The following is a 17,513-nucleotide window of genomic DNA, read 5'->3' as shown; positions in this document are numbered from 1 at the left end:
TGTGACGTGCGATTGTTTCGAGTACGCGTAGTGCGTACTGCACCGAGTGGAACGGCGCGGTCGGCTCGGGCTTCAGCGCCACGGTTTCCCCCTAGCAGGTTGTTACCGCTTGCCCTACCACGATAGCCATCAAGAGGCCCATGTGGAGCGCCCGTTGGGGAGATTGATTGGCTCGATCACGTCTGTCTGCCTGGATCTACTCCAATGGCATATGCCAGGGGCATGCGCACCGTCCCGCGGTGGCGGGAATGCCCGGCGGCCGCTCACGGTTCGAGTTCTTCGTACGGTGCCGCACGGGCGTCGTGCGGACGTGGAGACGGGACGGGAGCGACGATGAGTGACACCGGGGACGAGAACGGCGTACGGAACGGCGTGCCGAGCGGGGTACCGAGCCGGCCGGCGCAGGAGCCGGCGGACGGCAGGGCCGAGGGCACGCAGGAGAGCCGTAGCGGCATCCGGGGCACCGCCCTCGGGCGGGCGCCCGTACCGCTCTCCGTCCTGGACCTCGTCACCGTCGGCGCCGGCAGCACCGCGCACGACTCGCTGCGCACCAGCGTGGCCATCGCCCGCCTCGCCGAGTCCCGCGGCTACCACCGCCACTGGGTCGCCGAGCACCACTCCATGCCCGGCGTAGCCAGCTCCTCACCGGCCGTGATCCTGGCCCACCTCGCCGCGCACACCTCTCGCATCAGGCTCGGCTCCGGCGGCGTGATGCTGCCCAACCACGCCCCGCTCGCCGTCGCCGAGCAGTTCGGCACCCTGGAGGCGCTCGCCCCGGGGCGGATCGACCTCGGGCTCGGCCGCGCCCCCGGCACCGACGGCCGCACGGCCGCCGCGCTGCGCGGGCCGGGACGCCTCGAAGAGGGCGCGGACGAGTTCCCGCGGCGGCTCGCGGAGCTCACCCGCTTCCTCGACGACGACTTCCCCGACGGGCACCCCTACGCCCGCGTGCACGCCGTACCGGGCCCGGTGCAGGGCCCGGCCGGGCGGCCGCCGCTGTGGCTGCTCGGCTCCTCCGGCTTCAGCGCGCAGCTCGCCGGCGAGCTCGGCCTGCCCTTCGCCTACGCCCACCACTTCTCCGCGGCCGGCACCCTGCCCGCGCTGGACCTCTACCGCCACAGCTTCCGGCCCTCGGCGGTCCTCGACGCCCCCTACGCCGTCATAGGGGTCTCGGCGCTCGCCGCCGACACCGACGAGGAGGCCCGCGCCCAGGTGCGTACGGGCGCGCTGTCGATGCTGCGGCTGCGCACCGGCCGCCCCGGGCTGGTCCCCACGCCCGAGGAGGCGGCCGCCTACCCCTACACCCCGCTGGAGCGGGAGTTCGTCGACGGATGGCTCGCCAACATCGTCCACGGCACCCCGGACGCGGTCGCCGACGGCCTCGACGGCCTCGCCAAGCGCACCGGCGCGGACGAGTTGATGCTCACCGCCAACGCCCACAGCGGGGCCGCCCGACTGCGTTCCTACGAGCTCGTCGCGGATGCGTACGGCATGCCCGCGCAGGCGCCGGCCGTCGACTGACCCTGCAATAACGGGGTTTGGCTGGTTCATTGCCAAAACCTTGCGGGAGCGTGTCTCAAGGCAACCTTAAACCGCTCGTCACCCGGGGTGGCGAGCGGTTTCTGATGTGCGCTCAGCTCTCTGACTTGGGGAAATGTGCCGGGAGTGGTCTAGTCCTTCTTTGGTCCGAACCATTGACGGGGTGCTGCGGTGATCGCTATCACTGCTCTCACCCGAACTTCCTGCTCTCTCCTCCCACCCCCCCGGAGGCAGTTCATGCCCATCCGTAAACCCCTCGTCGCAGCCGCCGCCACGGCCGCGCTGGCAGTCGGAGCGCTTGCCTCCTTCGCGGGATTCGGCACGGCCCAGGCCGCCGACGCCGCGGCCGGAGCGGCGGCGGGCGGTGTCCGTATCGCCTACTACGACCAGTGGAGCGTGTACGGCAACGCCTTCTATCCCAAGCACCTCGACACGCGGGGCATAGCGGGCAAGCTGGACGTCATCAACTACTCGTTCGGCAACATCCACCCCACCGAGCTGACCTGTTTCGAGGCGAACAAGGCGGCCGGCGACGACAACAACCCCAACGCCGGTGACGGCGCGGGCGACTCCTACGCCGACTACCAGAAGTCCTTCGGCGCCGCCGACAGCGTGGACGGCGTCGCCGACACGTGGAACCAGCCGATCGTGGGCGTCTTCAACCAGTTCAAGGAACTGAAGGCCAAGTACCCCCACCTGAAGATCAACATCTCGCTGGGCGGCTGGACGTACTCCAAGTACTTCCACGACGCGGCCAAGACCGACGCCTCCCGCAAGAAGTTCGTCGCCTCCTGCATCAAGCAGTACATCAAGGGCGACCTCCCCCTGGAGGGCGGCTTCGGCGGCCCCGGCACCGCGGCGGGCATCTTCGACGGCATCGACATCGACTGGGAGTACCCGGGCTCCGCCGGCGGCCACCTGGGCAACCACTACGGCCCCGAGGACAAGCAGAACTTCACCCTGCTGCTCCAGGAGTTCCGCAAGCAGCTCGACGCCGAGGGCGCGGCCAACGGCGGCAAGAAGTACATGCTGACCGCGGCCCTCCCGGCCGGCCAGGACAAGATCAAGTACATCGAGACCGACAAGATCGGCCAGTACTTGGACTACGCCAACATCATGACGTACGACATGCACGGCGCCTGGGACGGCGACGGGCCCACGTACCACCAGTCACCCCTGTACCCGTCCGCGGCCGACCCGACCGACCCGATCGCGCCGGGCACCGAGAAGTACAGCATCGACAACGCCATCGACTCCTGGATCGACGGCAACCCGGCCTACGGCATCACCGGCGGCTTCCCCGCCAACAAGCTCACCCTGGGCTACGAGTTCTACTACCGCGGCTGGAAGGGCGTGCCCGCCGGCACCACCAACGGCCTCGCCCAGACCGCGACGGGCGGCTCCGGCGCGCGGCCGCTCAGCCAGCAGGCGGGCATCGCGCACTACAAGGAGCTCGGCGGCATCGTCGACAACCCGGCCACCACCTTCTGGGACGACCGGTCGAAGTCCTCGTACTTCTACAAGGACGGCGAGTTCTTCACCGGCCTGAACCAGAAGTCCGTCCAGGCCCGGGTCGACTACGGCAAGCAGCGCGGCCTGGCCGGCGCGATGATGTACTCCCTGCTCGGCCTGGACAACAACGCCACGCTGCTGAACCAGATCTCCGACGCCCTGGGCGGCACCACGGTCCCGCCGACCACGCCTCCCACGACGCCGCCGACCACCCCGCCGACGACGCCTCCCACGACCCCGCCGACCACGGGCTGCGGCTCGACCCCGGCCTATGTCGCGGGCACGGTCTACACCGCCGGCAACGAGGTCTCCCACAACGGCCGCAAGTACAAGGCCCAGTGGTGGACGCAGAACGAGACGCCGGGCACCACCGGTGAATGGGGTGTCTGGAAGGACCTCGGCGCCTGCTGATCTCCCCCCACCCCGCGCCGAGCGACGTCTCCGCCCCACCCCTCCCGGGGTGGGGCGGAGGTGTGTGACATGGTTGCGGAATTCCGGACACCGGACCGTAGTGATGTCGTTACGCTCGGCCACAAGCCCGTTTCCCGCTTGGGGTGCCGTCTCATGGTCCTGGCCCGCGACATCGATCCCAGCGCCTCGCCGCTGGACTACTACAGCTTCGAGCTGCGCCGGCTGAGAGAAGAGGCAGGCCTGAAACAGGCGGAGCTGGGCGCCATCATCTTCTGCACCGGCTCCCTGATCGGCATGGTGGAGAACGGCCGCCGCGTCCCGACCCGTGACTTCTCCGAACGACTGGACGCCGCCCTTGGTACGGGCGGGGTGTTCTCCCGTCTGGTGGGGCTCGTCCTGAGGACTCAGCTGCCGAGCTGGTTCCAGGCGTACGCCGAGATGGAGGCGAGGGCGACGCACATCTCCTCGTTCCAGCCGCAGCTGGTGTACGGACTCCTGCAGACGGAGAGGTACGCCCGGGCGGTTCTGCATGCAGGGTGCAACCGCGACATCCCTACAGCCGGAGCGCGTACGCCTCCGACCCGGTCGGCGACCGCACCTACCGCACCTACCGCACCTACCGCACCGGCTGCCCGGGCTTCGTCTTCATCGTGTCAGGACCACCATCTCCAAGTCCGAGCCGGCTACGCGCCCTGCGCTACGGCAAGACCGTCAACGGCTGACGGCCGACGGCTGAACTGCCGCGGCCCGGCCCGGCCCGGCCGGGACACCGCTCCGCACTCCCCGTCAGACCAGGGGGCGCCGGGCCGGTTCGTCGGGCTGGGAGGGGGCCGCCGCCTCCACCCGGTGGCCGATCATGCGGGCGATCACGTCCGGGGCCACCGCGCGGGAGTACAGCCAGCCCTGGCCCGTGTCGCAGCCCACGCGCCGCAGCCGGGCCGCCTGGCCCGGGGTCTCCACGCATTCCGCGGTCACCGTGAGGCCCAGCCGGTGCGCGAGCTGGACCAGGGCTTCGACGATGGTCTCGTCGGCCGGGTTCGGGTGCGCGCCCTCGTCGTAGCGGAAGCCCCGCACGAAGGATCCGTCCAGCTTCAGCACCGAGACCGGCAGCCGGCTCAGGTAGGCCAGGTTCGAGTAGCCGGTGCCGAAGTCGTCGATGGCGATGCGGACGCCCATGTCGCTCAGCGCCTGGAGGGCCTGGAGCGGCCTCCCGGCCGAACCCATCACTGCCGACTCGGTCAGCTCCAGCTGGAGCAGCTGCGGCGCCAGGCCCGTCTCCGCGAGGATCTCCGCGACGTCGCCCACCAAGTCCGAGTCCCACACCTGCCGCACGGCGACGTTGACGGACACGAAGACCGGCATGTCGCTGGGCTGTTCGATCTGCCAGCGGCGTGCCTGCCGGCACGCGGTGCGCAGCACCCACTGCCCCAGCTGGACGATGGATCCGTCCTCCTCGGCGATACCGATGAACCGATTCGGCGTGAGCGTGCCGAACTGCGGGTGGTTCCAGCGCACCAGGGCCTCGACCCCGCGCAGCGCGCCGCTCTCCAGGTCCACCAGCGGCTGGTACTCGAGCGCGAACTCGCCCCGCTCCACGGCCGGCCGCAGGGTCGAGGACAGTGCCTGCCGGGTCATGCGGTGCGCGTTGCGCTCCGGGTCGAAGAGGGTCCAGCGGGCCTTGCCGTCCGCCTTGGCCCAGTACAGCGTCGTGTCGGCGGCCTGCATCAGGCCGGTCGCCGAGGTGCCGTCCGTGGCTCGTTCCACCACGCCGATGGACGCGGAGACCGACAGCCGCTGCCCGGCCAGGTCGAACGGCTCCTGTACGGCGGTCAGTACGCTGCGCGCCAGGTCCGCCAACTGCTCGGTGCCGGTGGAGTCCTCCACGAGGAGGGCGAACTCGTCGCCGCCGAGCCGTGCGACCAGGTGCCCGCCCGTGCGCCCGTAGCCGGACTGGTCGGCGCACTGGGTCAGCCGGGCGGCGACGGCCGTCAGCAGCCGGTCGCCGACGCGGTGGCCGAGGGTGTCGTTGACGGCCTTGAAGCCGTCGAGGTCCAGGTAGCACAGGCCGATCCGCCCGGTGCCGCCCCCGTGGTCGTAGGAGGACGCCTCCAGGGCGGCGGAGAGCCGCTCGAAGAACAGCGCCCGGTTGGGCAGCCGCGTGACCGGGTCGTGCATCTGGAGGTGGCGCAGCCGCGCCTGGAGGTCGCGCCGGTCGCTGATGTCGGAGACGGACAGCAGGACGTTCCCGGTGCCCGGCACCGGCCCCAGCGTGACCTCGGTCCACAGCGAATGCCCGTCGGGGTGCTTGAGCCGGCGGGTGCAGCGCAGCCGGGCCTGACGGCCGCGCAGGACCTCCTGGTACGCGGCCCACGTGCGGGCCTCCGCTGCCAGGTCCACCAGGTCGGCGGCGCAGCGGTGGACGAGCGCGTGCGGCTCGCTGCCGAGCAAGCCGGCGAAGGCCTGGTTGGCAGTCACGACGTAGCCCTCGCGGTCCACGACCGCCATGGCGAGGTGGGCCGCGTTGAACGCGGCCCGGTAGTCGCGCAGATCGGAATCGGCGCGATGGGATGCCGACGGCACTGCCGGCACTGACGGGTGACGCTCCGTAATGGCCGATCGGATGCTGTCGGCCGCCGAACCGGTTCCTTCTGAGGTTCCGCTCACCGTTGGCCCCGCAGTGTTCGTGAGTGTCCGTGCAGGAAAGTGTGCCGATCATAGAGGCTGCCGGGAGGCCCTATCCAGCGGCGTCACCGGTTGAGACGCGGGAGTTCGGCGTGATGACGGATCGTCGGGCCAAGATCGCTTGATCGTTTCTGCGCAGCTGTGAGCGGGAGAAGGCTCCTGCTGATCTCGGGTGATCGGTCGTGACGTTCTGTAGACACCCGCGTGAAGTCCGGGGGTCACCGTCTTGCCGCATCGCTCACTCGTGTGGGGCAGCGGAACAGGGCATTAGTAAGACAATCGCCTCAAGGTGGCTAAACAGGTACGAATCCACCACCGGAGGTCGATGTGACGCGACAGCAGACACCCGGGGGAGTGGACCGCTCTCGCGTCCGAAGTACCGCCGCGGCGCTCACTTCCCTGATGGCGCTCGCCGCCATGTCGCTCGTCGCGGGTCCCGCGGTGGCCGATCCCGGCGCCGGGCCCTGCGCGCTGACCCGTACGGGGGCGCACCACTCCCTGGGGCTGGACACCTGGAACGGGGCCTACCCCAGGCCCGAACGCACGCTCGACGCGGTCATGGTCTTCCTCTCCTTCCCCGACCACCGGAGCACCGTGACGCCCGAGCTGCTCACCCGCGACTACTTCCCCGCCACCAGCGACTTCTTCGAGCAGGCCTCGTACGGGCGGTTCCGCCTGGCCCCGCACCCGCAGAAGCAGTGGATCCGGATGCCCAAGCCGTCCACCGCGTACGGGATAAGGCGTGACTGGGCCCCCGGCGACCGGGCCGCCTACCTGCGCGACGCCGTCGCCGCCACCGACGCCCGGGTGGACTTCAGCAAGTACGACGTCGTCTACTTCGTCGCCGACCCGGACGCGCCCGGGGTGGACTCGGACGCCACGAAGGTCGTGAACTTCGACCGCCCGATCGTCGCGGACGGCGCGGAACTGCGGCGGATCGTCACCGTCTTCGAGCGCCACCCGCCGGACCGCAACGTGCTGGCCCACGAGACCGGACACGTCTTCGACCTGCCGGACCTCTACCACCGGCCCACCGACGGCAAGGGCGACTGGGACACCTACGTCGGCGACTGGGACGTCATGGGCAGCCAGTTCGGCATGTCCCCCGACCTCTTCGCCTGGCACAAGTGGAAGCTGGGCTGGCTGGACCCCTCCCAGGTGGACTGCGTGCAGTCGGGCTCGTCGCTGCACACCCTGCAGCCGCTGGGGCAGGCCCCGCCGAGCGGCGGCACGGGCGGCACCCGGCTCGCGGTCGTCCGTACGGGGCCCGGCAGCGCGATCGCCGTCGAGGCGCGGGGATCGTCCGGCAACGACGGCGACACCTGCACCGAAGGGGTCCTCGTCTACCGGGTGCGCAACGAGGCGGCGTCCGGCGGCGGCCCCATCGAGGTGCTGGACGCGCACCCGGCGACGGAAGCCTGCTGGGACCGCTCGGTGTACCCGCCGCTGGCGGACGCGCCGCTGGAGGTGGGCGAGACGTACACGGTGCCCGGGGAGCGGATCACCATCGAGGTGGCCGACCGCACCAGGTCCGGCGCGTACACGGTCAAGATCACGACGTGACGGATGACGGCATGATGCCGTGACGGTGACACTGACGGTGACATGAAGAAGGCCCCCCACTCGCGTGGGGGGCCTTCCTCCGTCTGTGCGCCGCCAGGGACTCGAACCCCGGACCCGCTGATTAAGAGTCAGCTGCTCTAACCAACTGAGCTAGCGGCGCTTGCTGACGAGGAAGACATTAGCAGGAGGATCCGCGGAACGAAAAATCGATATCCCCAGGTCCCGTCGGTGCGGCGGTCCGGGCCGCCCGCACGAAGGCCCAGAGCAGGGCGTCCGGCCCCGGGAGCCAGGGCTCCCGGGCGTCGGGGGCCACCAGCCACCGCGACGGGCCCGGGCCGGCGGCGAGCGGAGGCACGGTGACGGCGTCGCCGCGGCCGTGACACAGGGGCGCCGGGGCGGGCCGGGAGGCCCCCCATTCCTCCCATGCCAGCAGTACGGGCAGCCGGTGCGCGGTGCCCGGGGCGGCGAAGAGCAGCATCCGGCCGCGGTGCACGGCGACCGGGCCGGACCCGGGGCCCTCGGCCCACAACAGGTCCAGGACCCGGCGCCCGAGGACGAGCGGGACGTTGACGACGTCGAAGGCGCTCCCGCAGGGCAGCGTCGCCGGGAGGCCGGGGCGGGCTTCCCACAGCGCGAGGGTGCGGCGGGGGTGCGCGGAGGCCGAGGCGAGCCAGGCGGCGCCCTGCGGGGTGACGTGCGTGGCGGGCGCGGTGCGCGTGCGCTCGCCGCGGGCATGGAGGGCGGTGCGTCCGTGGGCCGTCGTCAGCGTCGTCATATGCCAAGGTCTACCCGCCGTAGCGGCCAGATCTCACGGAGTCACCGAAATCGGGACAGGGAGGCCGGGCCTGGAGTATGGTGCCCCCCGCATATGACGCACCGCGATGATCCCCGGCCCCGCCCCGCCGCCTACGTGAGGTCGGCGCGCCCGTGCTGGAGGGTCTCGCCGAATTCGATCATCTTGCGGGCGTAGTCCTCGGTCCACTCCGCCTGTTCGGCGATGGACGCGGGGGTGAGCCGGTCGAAGCGCCGCGGATCCGCCAGCTGGGCCGCGGCCAGGGCCTGGAACTCCACCGCCCGCTCCTGCGCCGCCCGGAAGGCCAGGGTCAGTTCGGTCGCACGGGCCAGCAGCTCCTGCGGGTCCTCGATCGACTCCAGGTCGAAGAAGTGCTCCGGATCCGCCGCGGCCTCCGAGGGCTCGAAGAGCAGCGGCGCCGGCCGCAGCCGCCGCTCGGTCCGCTCGGGCTCTGCCATCCCTGTCCTCCTGCTGCGCGTGCGAAAACCTTCCGGGCCACCGTCCATTGTCCAACGCCCCGCAAGAGCGCGCCCCGACGGGTTGGAACACCTGTACGGCCGGTGAGGCGCACGAGCAGCCCGGGGACCTCCGTGGCGGGGGAGTCGCTCGGGCGATCGACCGACCACCGGTATCCGCCCCGCATCGTGCTGACCGGCCGTCAACCGCACCCACGTGCGCCCCTCTGGCCGGGAGTCCGCTCAGGCGGTGACGGCCTCCGCGTCGAGCTCCGCCGCGCGCTTCGCCGCCAGCTCGGCCACGTCTGCCAGGACGGCGGCCAGCTCGCCCGCGAGCGCCTCGGGGGCCTCGAAGCCCTCGGCCCCGATCAGCTTCGGGATGCCCGGGACCGCGACGGAGTGCTCGGCGGGCAGCATGCCGAGGCGGGTCAGGACCGGCAGCAGCATCTCGGCGGCCGGGGCGCCGCCGGTGGGGCCGGCGCTGTAGCTGACGATGCCGACCGGCTTGCCCTTCCACTCGTTGTAGAGGAAGTCGATGGCGTTCTTGAAGGGCGCGGTGAAGCCGCCGTTGTACATCGGCAGGACGAAGAGGAAGGCGTCGGCGGAGTCGACCAGCGCGCTCCAGTCGCGGGTGTGCTGGTGGGCGTAGTTCCCGGTGGAGGCGTACTCGGGCTCGTCCAGGAAGGGCAGTGCGATCTCGGCGAGGTCGACGGGGGTGACGTCGAAGCCGCCGTGCGCGCGGGCCTGGGCGGTGACCCACTGGGCGAGCGGGCGGCCGGAGGAGGTGGGGCGGGTGGCGGCGGAGACGACGTGCAGGCGGGTCATGGAGTGGGCTCTCCCGATCGGTGCGGTTGTTGATGTGTCACCTAATGAAAGCGTTATGTGAGTGACGTGTCAACCAGGTAGATGATGTGTCACCGACCTGGCTAAAGTGGAAGGCATGACCCCCGCATCCGAGCCCCGCTGGCTCACCGAGGCCGAGCAGGACGCCTGGTACGCGTGGCGGCGGATGTTCCCACTGGTCAACGCGGAGATCGCACGCGACCTGAGCCAGGACAGCGGGCTCTCCGAAGCCGACTACGACGTCCTGTCCGTGCTCGGCTCCACGGAAGGCCACCGCATGCGCATCAGCGCACTGGCCGAGCTGATGCGCTGGTCGCGCAGCCGGCTGTCCCACCAGCTCACGCGCATGGAACAGCGCGGCATCGTCCGCCGCGAGGAAGTCGCCACCGACGGCCGGGGCGCCGAGGTGGTCCTCACCGAGACCGGGGTGGCCGCGATCACGGACGCCGCTCCGCTCCATGTGGAATCGGTCCGCCGCCACCTGATCGACATCCTGACCCCGGCGCAGCTCCAGGCCCTGGCCGAGGTGGGCGAAGTGCTCCGCCACCGGTTCGGCGCCGCCCGCAAGGGCAGGGACTGACCGGCGCCCGCGAACCCGCTGGCCCCGTCCGCAAAGTGGCGCCGGCCGCCCGAAGGGCCGGGGCCCGGCGTCCGGTGCCATGGGCTCTCCCCAGGCCCGCAGGGCCGAGGGGAAGCCCCGCAAGGCGGAGGGCCGCCCGGATACCGGATTACCCGCGGCGCGCCCGACACCGCGCCGCGGGGCAAGCGGGACTGCGCGGACACGCTCTACGGCCGCCAGGACACCCGGTGCTCCGCCAGGTGCGCCAGGACCGAGTGGTTCGCCTCCCAGCCGTCCGGGAACTTCACCGTCACGCCCAGCTGCACCGGCTCCGTCGACGGATGGTCGTCCAGCAGCTCCGCTATGCCCGCCCGGGCCACCACCACGCATGCGTGCCGGTGCCGCGACGCCAGCACGCACAGCCGGCCCGTCTCCAGGTGGAAGGCCGTCGCGTCCGGCCGTCCCGACAGCGGGTGCAGGACCACCGTCAGGTCGTACTCGCGGCCCTGCAGCCGGTTCGCCGTGTCCACCGTGACCCCGGAGACCCCCAGCGAGGCCAGCGCCGCGCGGACCGCGGCCGCCTGGTCCCGGTGGGCCGTGCCGACGGCGATCCGGTCCGGCGTCAGCGGAGCCGGCCCCGGGGACTGCTCGTCGGACGTCACCGCGCCCCGGTCCAGGGCCCGGCGCACCACCAGGGCCACCGCACCCACCGCCTCCGGGTCGGTGCGCGGCGTGTGCCGCGCCGGCAGCTCCAGCAGGCCCCAGCCCGCCTCGGCGGCCTCGTCCAGCACCCGGTCCGGGCCAGACCCGTCCGAGGCCACCCCGTACGACAGCTTCCGCTCGCCCGGGCCCGTACCGCTGCGGAACTGCGTGTACGGGTAGAACGCGCGGGACACCAGCGGCGCCGCCGTCGCCGGGAGCCGCCACGACACCGGCAACCGGTGCTGCGGCAGCTGCGGATTGTGGGCCAGCAGCGTGCTCACCGCCGACGCCGAAGGGTCGTAGGACAGCCCCGCCCACTGCTCCGCCCCGACCACGCTGAAAGGGTCCAGCTGCCCCGGGTCGCCCACGAACAGCGCCCGCTCGAACAGCCCGGCCACGGCCAGCAGCGCGTCGGAGCGCATCTGGTACGCCTCGTCGACGATCGCGTGCTGCCACGGCTCGACGTCCTTCACGAACGCCCACTTCGCCGCCGTGGAGACCGTGATCGGGAGTTCCGCGAGGTCCCCCGGCTTCGCCGACAGGGTCACCGACGGCAGCTCCCGCAGCGCCGGGTCGTAGGCGTCCCCGTCGCTGCTGTGCAGCCGGCCGACCTTCAGCTCCGGATCCTTGTCGGCCAGACGCAGCACCAGGTCGTCGACCTGCGCGTTCGTCTGCGCCACCACCATCAGCCGGCGCCCCGCCGCGGCCAGCTCCCGCGACGCGCGGACGACGAGCGTGGACTTGCCGGCCCCCGGCGGGGAGTCGACGACGACGCCCCGCTCCGTCCCGTGCAGGGTGTCGTGCAGGATCGCCGCGGTCGCCCGGGCGGCCGCGGCACCCGGGTCGAAGGCGGCCGGTGCGGGCACAGCGGTCACAGGATGTCCTCGTCGGTGACGGCGTCGGGAAGGTGGACGGCGGCCCCGGACCCCGGCGGGCCGCCATGGGTCCACGGCGTCCGCTCCGGGTCCGGGAGCTTCGGACCGCCGCGCGCGTCGTGCTCGAAGAGCGTCCAGCACACGCGGTCGCCCTTCTCCGGCACGGAACCCGGCTCCGGCTCCCGGCCGCGCCCCATCTTGTCGAGGAGCCGCAGCACCACCTGACCCTCCTCCTCGAAGCGGACGAACTGCGCGCTCTGCGGCCGCCCGTCCAGTGAGCGGTACACCTTCGCGCCACTGCCGTCCGCGAGCTGCGGCCGGTCCTCCGTGGACACCGTCACCAGCGGCCGCGGACTGGGCCGCTTCGACTCCGTCCACTCCATCACCACCTCGGTGACCTCGCCGGCGAAGGCCTCGCCCGCCAGCCGCCGGCCCGCCATGACCAGGGGGTCGTCCAGCGCCTCCTGCGCGTCGAGGCGCACCTGCTCGGTCTCCCGCGTGGCCAGCTTCTGCGCCGCCGTCACCGCGTCGTCACGGCGCGGCTGCGGCGGCTCGCCCGCCCGTACGCGGTCCCGGTGCCCGGTGTACGACCAGCGGTCGCGCGTCCATCGCTCCTCCGCCCGCTCGCCCCCCGGCAGCGCGCGGACCAGATCGATCGCCTCCCAGGTGGCCCACCAGGTGCTCGACATCTGGTCCACCACCAGCCGGCGCACGACCCGCTCCGCGGTCCGGACCTCTCGGTCGTCGTCCCCGGGCCCGGCCGCCAGGGCCGCGCGCGCCGCGTCGTAGCGGGCGATCGCGGGAGCCAGCAGCTTGTTGTCGAAGGCCGGGTCGGTGGCCGGACCGGCCGGCGGGCACAGCAACTGGCCGTGCTCGTCGCGGCCCAGCTCCGCACGCAGGGCCGCTTCGGCCCCCGACCCGCCGCCGGACGGCGCGATCCAGGCCAGGAGCGCGCCCAGGTGCTGGTCCTCCAGGTTGCTCTGGCCGGTCGCCCAGTGCCGCGACAGCAGGTCCGTCGCCGACAGCAGCATCGAGGACCCGGGCACCCGCGCCCGCTCGCCGAGGTGCGTGAACCAGCGGCCCAGCAGCGGCACCCGCGACGGTGCCGGATAGGGATTGTCCGGATCCTCCTCCGCGGTGCGCCGGAACCTCATCGACCGCCCCAGCAGCCGCACGTACTCGATGCCCGCCCGGCTCGGCACGATCAACTGCGGGGCGTCCACGCACAGCTCGGTCTCGACCTTGACCCGCTTGCCCGTCTCCGGGTCGGTCTCGCTGCGCTCGGCCGGCTCCACGGCATCGGCGTAGGCGTCGATGTGGGCCAGCACGTGGACCGCGAGGTCCGCGAGGAACGCCCACCGAAGGTCCCGGTCGCGGGGCTGGGGTATCACGAAGACCCGCGGCTCGTTCCGGTCGGTGCCGACCATCGCTCCCAGCGGGGCGCCGGCCTCACCGGCCGTGGTCAGCGGTACGAAGACCAGCGGGTTGTCGCTGAGATGGCGGTGGCGCACCGTCGCGAGCGGCTGGGCGCGGCCCGCGCGGACGGCCTCCAGCCGGGCCAGGGTGCTCAGCAGGGGCATTCGGGGGACTCCGGGACGTGGCGACGTGGACGGGCGGCGGCGAGTTCCAGCGCCTCGGCGCGCAACCGGGCCGCGCGGTGCAGGGCGGCGGCCGTGGGGTCCTCGGCACAGCCGGCCCCCGAAGCCGCCGCGAGGGCCTCCTCGACGGTGGTCAGCGCGCCCAGCTCACCCCGTACGGAACGGCCCAGCGCCGTCACCTCGTCGGCGGCGCGGGCCCGCTCCCGGCAGTGGAAGGCCAGCTCGCAGGCGGCCAGGCACTCGGGGGCGTAGGCGGCGTCCACCGCCGACACGGCCTCGGCCAGCTCCTCGGCTGTCCGCTCCGGGTCGAAGGTCAGCCCCTCGGGCAGCGCGGCGGCCAGCTCCTCGACCCGGGTCAGCCGCTCCAGCTGGCGCCGGGTCACCGCGCGCTCGCGGCGGATGTCGACGGGGGCGGCGGTGGGCAGGTTGGAGAAGTCCTTGGGGCACACCAGCAGCACGGTGTGCCCGACCTCGGCGCCGGCCAGCTTCTCGGCGGTCCGCTCCAGGGCCAGGACGTAGACGGCGGCCTGGCGGGCCGCCGCGCCCACCTTCGCGGCGTCCGCGGCCGCGTCGATCATGGGGAACGACTTGATCTCCACCACGGTCCAGCGGCCGTCGGGGTGCACGACGACGGCGTCCGGCTCCAGATAGGCCGGCGAACCGGCCACCTCCAGGGCCAGCATCGGGTGGTCCAGCAGGGTCCAGTCCTTCGCCGCGGTCGCCTCGCGCAGGGCGAGCGCGGTCCGGGCGGCGCGGCCCTCGGGCCCGGCCGCCGTGAGGTCGGGGACGCGGGCGCCGGGCCCCGGCGGCTCGGCGGCCGGATCGAGGTGCCCGTGGACCAGCCGCAGCAGCTCGGCTCCGCCGTCGCCCTTGACCTTCGCCTCGAAGGAGTTCCCGCGGACGATGGCGAACTGCGACTGCCCGAAGGCGGCCGGCGACCCGAGGGCCGTGGCGAGGGCGTTCTTGTCCACACCGGCGCCGTCGAGCAGTGCGCGTCTGCCGCACCCGGGGTTGGCGGCGAGGGCCGCCAGCGCCCGGGCGTCGAGCGGTCGGGGCTGCACGGCGGGGCCTCGCAGGCCGGCGAGCCGCTGACGCAGCGTGGTGGGCTGCGTGGGGCTGCTGGGCGGGTAAGAGCTCACCCGCGGAAGTGTCCCATCCGCCACTGACAATCGTGTGCGGAGCGCGGAAACGGGCCGGTGAGAGAGTCGGCGGGGGGCGTGATGGATGATGGACGCACGAGGAAAACATCGTAAAAACGTACAATCCTGCACCGATCGGGAGATTCGCATGGCCCCCCGCATCCTGCTGGCCCGCCACGGCCAGACGGCGTGGTCCCAGCTCGGCAAGCACACCGGACGCACGGACGTGCCGCTGCTGGAGGAGGGCAAGCAGGGGGCGAAACTGCTCGGCGAACGCCTCGCCCGCGACCCCTGGAAGGGCCTGCCGGGCCTTGAGGTGCGCACCAGCCCGCTGGTCCGCGCGAGCGAGAGCTGCGAGCTGGCGGGCTTCGGGGTGCGGGCGGAGCCGTGGGACTCCCTGATGGAATGGGACTACGGCGACTACGAGGGCATGACCCCCGCCGAGATCCAGGCGGTCCGGCCGGGCTGGCTGATCTGGCGCGACGGCGTCCCGGGCGGCGAGTCGGTCGCCGACGTCTCGGCACGCGCCGACGAGGTGGTGGCGTGGGCGCGCTCGGCGGAGCGGGACGTGCTGGTGTTCGCCCACGGCCATATCCTGCGCACGCTCGCCGCGCGCTGGCTGGGCTTCGACGCGTCCTTCGGCGCCCGCATCCGTCTGGAACCGACGTCCCTGTCGGTCCTGGGCTGGGCCTACGGGGCCCCGGCACTGGAACGCTGGAACGACACGGGCCACCTGGACGTGTAGCACTGGGCTCGGCTGACCGGGCCGGTGGTGCTGGGGCTCTGCCCCAGACCCCGCGCCTCAATCGCCGGCGGGGCTGGGTGTGGCTGCGCGTGCCGTTCCCTCGGCGGGGCGGGCGGGTCCGGACCGTTTTCCGCGGGTCGGGATCCGGGTGCGGTGCGGGCGGGTCCGCGGGGCCCTTCCCGCGGCGGGGCGGGCGGGTTCGAGTCGTCCTGCGGGCGGTCTGCGGGTCGGGATACGGGCCTGGTGGGGGCGGGTCCGCGGGGCCGGGGAGGGGTGTCTCCTCGGCTCGGCGCGTGCGAGCGATCGCGGCTGTGCCCGGTGGTTGCGCGCTCGTCCTGCGGGGACACCCCTTCCCGTCCCCGCTTCCCCAGCGTCGGGTCCGGCTCCCCGGAACCCTCCAGTCGGGCCGGGGGCGTTTTCGGGGCACTGTCGGAGCCCTGCCGTGGGGCGGGGACACGGCGGAGTGTCCCCGCAGGACGAGGCGCGACCACCGGGTACCACCGCGACGGCCCGTTGGCGCCGAGCCGAGGAGACACTCCGGCGGGGCACCGCCCCACACCACCAAGCCCCGCCGGCGATTTAGGCGCGGGGCCCGGGGCAGCGCCCCAGCACCACCCACCTGCCGCAGCCGAACCGCAGGGCCCGGGGCGAAGCCCCAGCATCACCGGCCAGCCGCAGCCGACCCGCAGGGCCACGGCAGCGCCCCAGCACCACCCACCCGCCGCAGCCGAACCGCGCTACGCGGACGCGTGCCGGGTCAGGAACGCGCCCACGCGGGGGGACCGCTGGTGGGGGACGAGGGCCGCGGCCGTCCCCGCGAGCATCGACCGCACCCGCGTCGACTGCACCTCGCCCATCAGGTCCAGCACCCGCCCGCCCGCCCAGGCGGCCTCGTCGGGCGCGTCCGCCCGGGCAAGGTCACCGGCCAGCTCGGCGGTGTACAGCGCCACGTTCCGGGCGAAGTGCGGATCCTGCAGGTCCGCCGCCCGCCGCGCGTGGCGCGCCGCACGGGCGTGCTCCCCGAGCGCCGACCAGCAGCGCGCCTCCAGCGACTCCAGCTCGGCCTCGCCGAAGAAGGACATCCATTCGGGGTCGGCCTCCGCCGGTCCCCGGGAGAACTCCCGGTGGGCCCGCGTCAGTGACTCCTCGCAGGCCTTGCGGTCGTCGAGCCCCGCCCACCCGCCGGCCTCCCGCAGGGCGAGCAGCGCCAGCAGCCGCGGCGAGCCGAGGCTGGACGCGGCGCGCCGGCCCGCCTGGGCCGCCCGTACCGCCTCGCGCGAGCGACCGGTGTCCCGGGCCAAGAAGGACATGTTGCTGAAGGCGTGCGCCTCCAGGCCCGAGTCCCTGGCCACCCGGGCCGTGGCCAGCGCCTCCGCGTAGTGCGAGCGGGCGTCGTCGAAGCGGCCGGAGTCGTGGGCCAGCCAGCCGACCGAGACGGCCAGTTCGCCGGCGCCCGAGTGCAGCCTGTCCTCGGTGGACTGCCGCGTGGCACCGGCGTCGAGCAGGGCGTAGGCGGTGCGCAGGGGTTCGGAGGCCTTGCGGTAGAGGGCGTCCGCCCCGTGCCGGTCGTCCAGCAGCCGGATCCGGCGTACGGCGTCCTCGACGGCGGCCGCCTCGGACTCGCCGGCGCGCGAGGGCGGCCGGCGGGTGTCGCCGAGCAGGGTGAGGCTGAGCGTCGCGGCCGCCACGGTCGCGGAGCCGCCCGCCATGAACGCGCGACGCAGCACGTCGCTCTCCTTGGCACTGGAAGGGGAACGGGGGACGGGGACGGGCGCGGGGTGCGGGCCGCGCTGCGCCGAGCGTCCGCGGACGCTCTCGCGGGGGGAGAAGCCCAGGTCGGCCAGGGTGTGGCCGGGGAACATATGGAGGAAGACCCGCTCGTACGCGTAGTTGGGGCAGCGGATCTCGCCCGACTCGACCCGGCCGACGTAGCGCGCGTCGCAGGAAACCGTTTCTCCGATTTCCTTCGCCGCCCGGCGCACCAGGGCCGCGAACTCAGCAGGGGAGTGCTGCCCGCGCAGCCGCCGGAACGTGGAGTTGGGTGAGTGGGGGAACGCCGCCATGGACGTGACCTCTCTGGCAAGGAACGCAGCGCCG

The 17,513-nt window shown here is 73.0% G+C and carries 13 protein-coding genes, 1 tRNA gene and 3 pseudogenes; 7 read left to right on the top strand and 10 right to left on the bottom strand.

Annotation, left to right across the window (positions count from 1 at the left end; genetic code table 11):
- A pseudogene (locus tag AB0F82_RS28450) lies at nt 1-82 on the bottom strand (IclR family transcriptional regulator); the annotation flags it as partial.
- Nucleotides 83-333: 251 nt separating this feature from the next.
- Between AB0F82_RS28450 and AB0F82_RS28445 the strand changes: the two are divergent.
- From AB0F82_RS28445 to AB0F82_RS28430, 4 genes and pseudogenes are all read left to right on the top strand, one after another.
- Entirely contained in the window at nt 334-1,521 is a 1,188-nt protein-coding gene (locus tag AB0F82_RS28445) for an LLM class flavin-dependent oxidoreductase (RefSeq protein WP_362632434.1), read from the top strand.
- A gap of 255 nt (nt 1,522-1,776) precedes the next feature.
- Nucleotides 1,777-3,462, top strand: coding sequence for a glycosyl hydrolase family 18 protein (locus AB0F82_RS28440; RefSeq protein ID WP_362632432.1), 1,686 nt, complete (start codon nt 1,777-1,779; stop codon nt 3,460-3,462).
- 153 nt (nt 3,463-3,615) lie between these two features.
- Nucleotides 3,616-3,999: pseudogene (locus tag AB0F82_RS28435) on the top strand (Scr1 family TA system antitoxin-like transcriptional regulator); the annotation flags it as partial.
- Nucleotides 3,999-4,184 (top strand): hypothetical protein, encoded by a 186-nt coding sequence (locus AB0F82_RS28430; protein WP_362632431.1) that lies wholly within the window; start codon nt 3,999-4,001, stop codon nt 4,182-4,184. The pseudogene AB0F82_RS28435 and the gene AB0F82_RS28430, both read left to right, overlap by 1 nt.
- A gap of 64 nt (nt 4,185-4,248) precedes the next feature.
- On the opposite strand, the gene AB0F82_RS28425 is transcribed toward AB0F82_RS28430, so the two are convergent.
- Entirely contained in the window at nt 4,249-6,126 is a 1,878-nt protein-coding gene (locus AB0F82_RS28425; RefSeq protein WP_436842174.1) for a putative bifunctional diguanylate cyclase/phosphodiesterase, read from the bottom strand.
- Nucleotides 6,127-6,471: 345 nt separating this feature from the next.
- Between AB0F82_RS28425 and AB0F82_RS28420 the strand changes: the two genes are divergently transcribed.
- Nucleotides 6,472-7,707 carry a M6 family metalloprotease domain-containing protein gene (locus AB0F82_RS28420; RefSeq protein WP_362632427.1) on the top strand — a complete coding sequence of 412 codons (1,236 nt, stop codon included), beginning with the start codon at nt 6,472-6,474 and terminating at the stop codon, nt 7,705-7,707.
- 86 nt (nt 7,708-7,793) lie between these two features.
- Here AB0F82_RS28420 and AB0F82_RS28415 read toward each other — a convergent pair.
- The 4 genes and pseudogenes from AB0F82_RS28415 to AB0F82_RS28400 all read right to left on the bottom strand — a co-directional run bounded on the left by AB0F82_RS28415 (nt 7,794) and on the right by AB0F82_RS28400 (nt 9,780).
- A tRNA-Lys gene (locus AB0F82_RS28415) sits at nt 7,794-7,867 on the bottom strand.
- Nucleotides 7,858-8,482, bottom strand: a pseudogene (locus tag AB0F82_RS28410) (bifunctional DNA primase/polymerase). The gene AB0F82_RS28415 and the pseudogene AB0F82_RS28410 overlap by 10 nt, the downstream one beginning before the upstream one ends.
- Nucleotides 8,483-8,613: 131 nt before the next feature.
- Nucleotides 8,614-8,958, bottom strand: coding sequence for a hypothetical protein (locus AB0F82_RS28405; protein ID WP_356813877.1), 345 nt, complete (start codon nt 8,956-8,958; stop codon nt 8,614-8,616).
- A 240-nt stretch (nt 8,959-9,198) separates the two neighbouring features.
- Complete coding sequence (locus AB0F82_RS28400) at nt 9,199-9,780, bottom strand: NADPH-dependent FMN reductase (protein ID WP_356813875.1); 582 nt, start codon at nt 9,778-9,780, stop codon at nt 9,199-9,201.
- A gap of 115 nt (nt 9,781-9,895) precedes the next feature.
- Between AB0F82_RS28400 and AB0F82_RS28395 the strand changes: the two genes are divergently transcribed.
- The gene (locus AB0F82_RS28395; RefSeq protein ID WP_356813874.1) at nt 9,896-10,378 is read left to right on the top strand and encodes a MarR family winged helix-turn-helix transcriptional regulator; all 483 of its coding nucleotides are present in this window, start codon (nt 9,896-9,898) and stop codon (nt 10,376-10,378) included.
- A gap of 206 nt (nt 10,379-10,584) precedes the next feature.
- On the opposite strand, the gene AB0F82_RS28390 is transcribed toward AB0F82_RS28395, so the two are convergent.
- From AB0F82_RS28390 to AB0F82_RS28380, 3 genes are read right to left on the bottom strand one after another with little or no spacing between them, the layout of a single operon-like run.
- Complete coding sequence (locus AB0F82_RS28390) at nt 10,585-11,934, bottom strand: AAA domain-containing protein (protein WP_356813873.1); 1,350 nt, start codon at nt 11,932-11,934, stop codon at nt 10,585-10,587.
- The gene (locus tag AB0F82_RS28385) at nt 11,931-13,514 is read right to left on the bottom strand and encodes a hypothetical protein (RefSeq protein WP_362632423.1); all 1,584 of its coding nucleotides are present in this window, start codon (nt 13,512-13,514) and stop codon (nt 11,931-11,933) included. The genes AB0F82_RS28390 and AB0F82_RS28385 overlap by 4 nt, the downstream gene beginning before the upstream one ends.
- Nucleotides 13,502-14,671 carry a hypothetical protein gene (locus AB0F82_RS28380; protein ID WP_356813871.1) on the bottom strand — a complete coding sequence of 390 codons (1,170 nt, stop codon included), beginning with the start codon at nt 14,669-14,671 and terminating at the stop codon, nt 13,502-13,504. Before AB0F82_RS28380 ends, AB0F82_RS28385 begins: the two co-directional genes overlap by 13 nt.
- Nucleotides 14,672-14,819: 148 nt before the next feature.
- On the opposite strand from AB0F82_RS28380, the gene AB0F82_RS28375 reads away from it, so the two are divergent.
- Nucleotides 14,820-15,416 (top strand): histidine phosphatase family protein, encoded by a 597-nt coding sequence (locus tag AB0F82_RS28375; RefSeq protein ID WP_030666343.1) that lies wholly within the window; start codon nt 14,820-14,822, stop codon nt 15,414-15,416.
- A gap of 737 nt (nt 15,417-16,153) precedes the next feature.
- Here the strand turns inward: AB0F82_RS28375 and AB0F82_RS28370 are convergent.
- Nucleotides 16,154-17,479: a tetratricopeptide repeat protein gene (locus AB0F82_RS28370; protein ID WP_362632420.1), complete on the bottom strand. Its 1,326-nt coding sequence runs from the start codon at nt 17,477-17,479 to the stop codon at nt 16,154-16,156.
- Nucleotides 17,480-17,513 lie beyond the last annotated feature (34 nt).

Source organism: Streptomyces virginiae, assembly GCF_040638905.1.
Lineage (GTDB): Bacteria > Actinomycetota > Actinomycetes > Streptomycetales > Streptomycetaceae > Streptomyces > Streptomyces virginiae_B.
The sequence above is the reverse complement of the archived record's forward strand: the minus strand, read 5'-3'. Positions and strand labels throughout refer to the sequence as shown.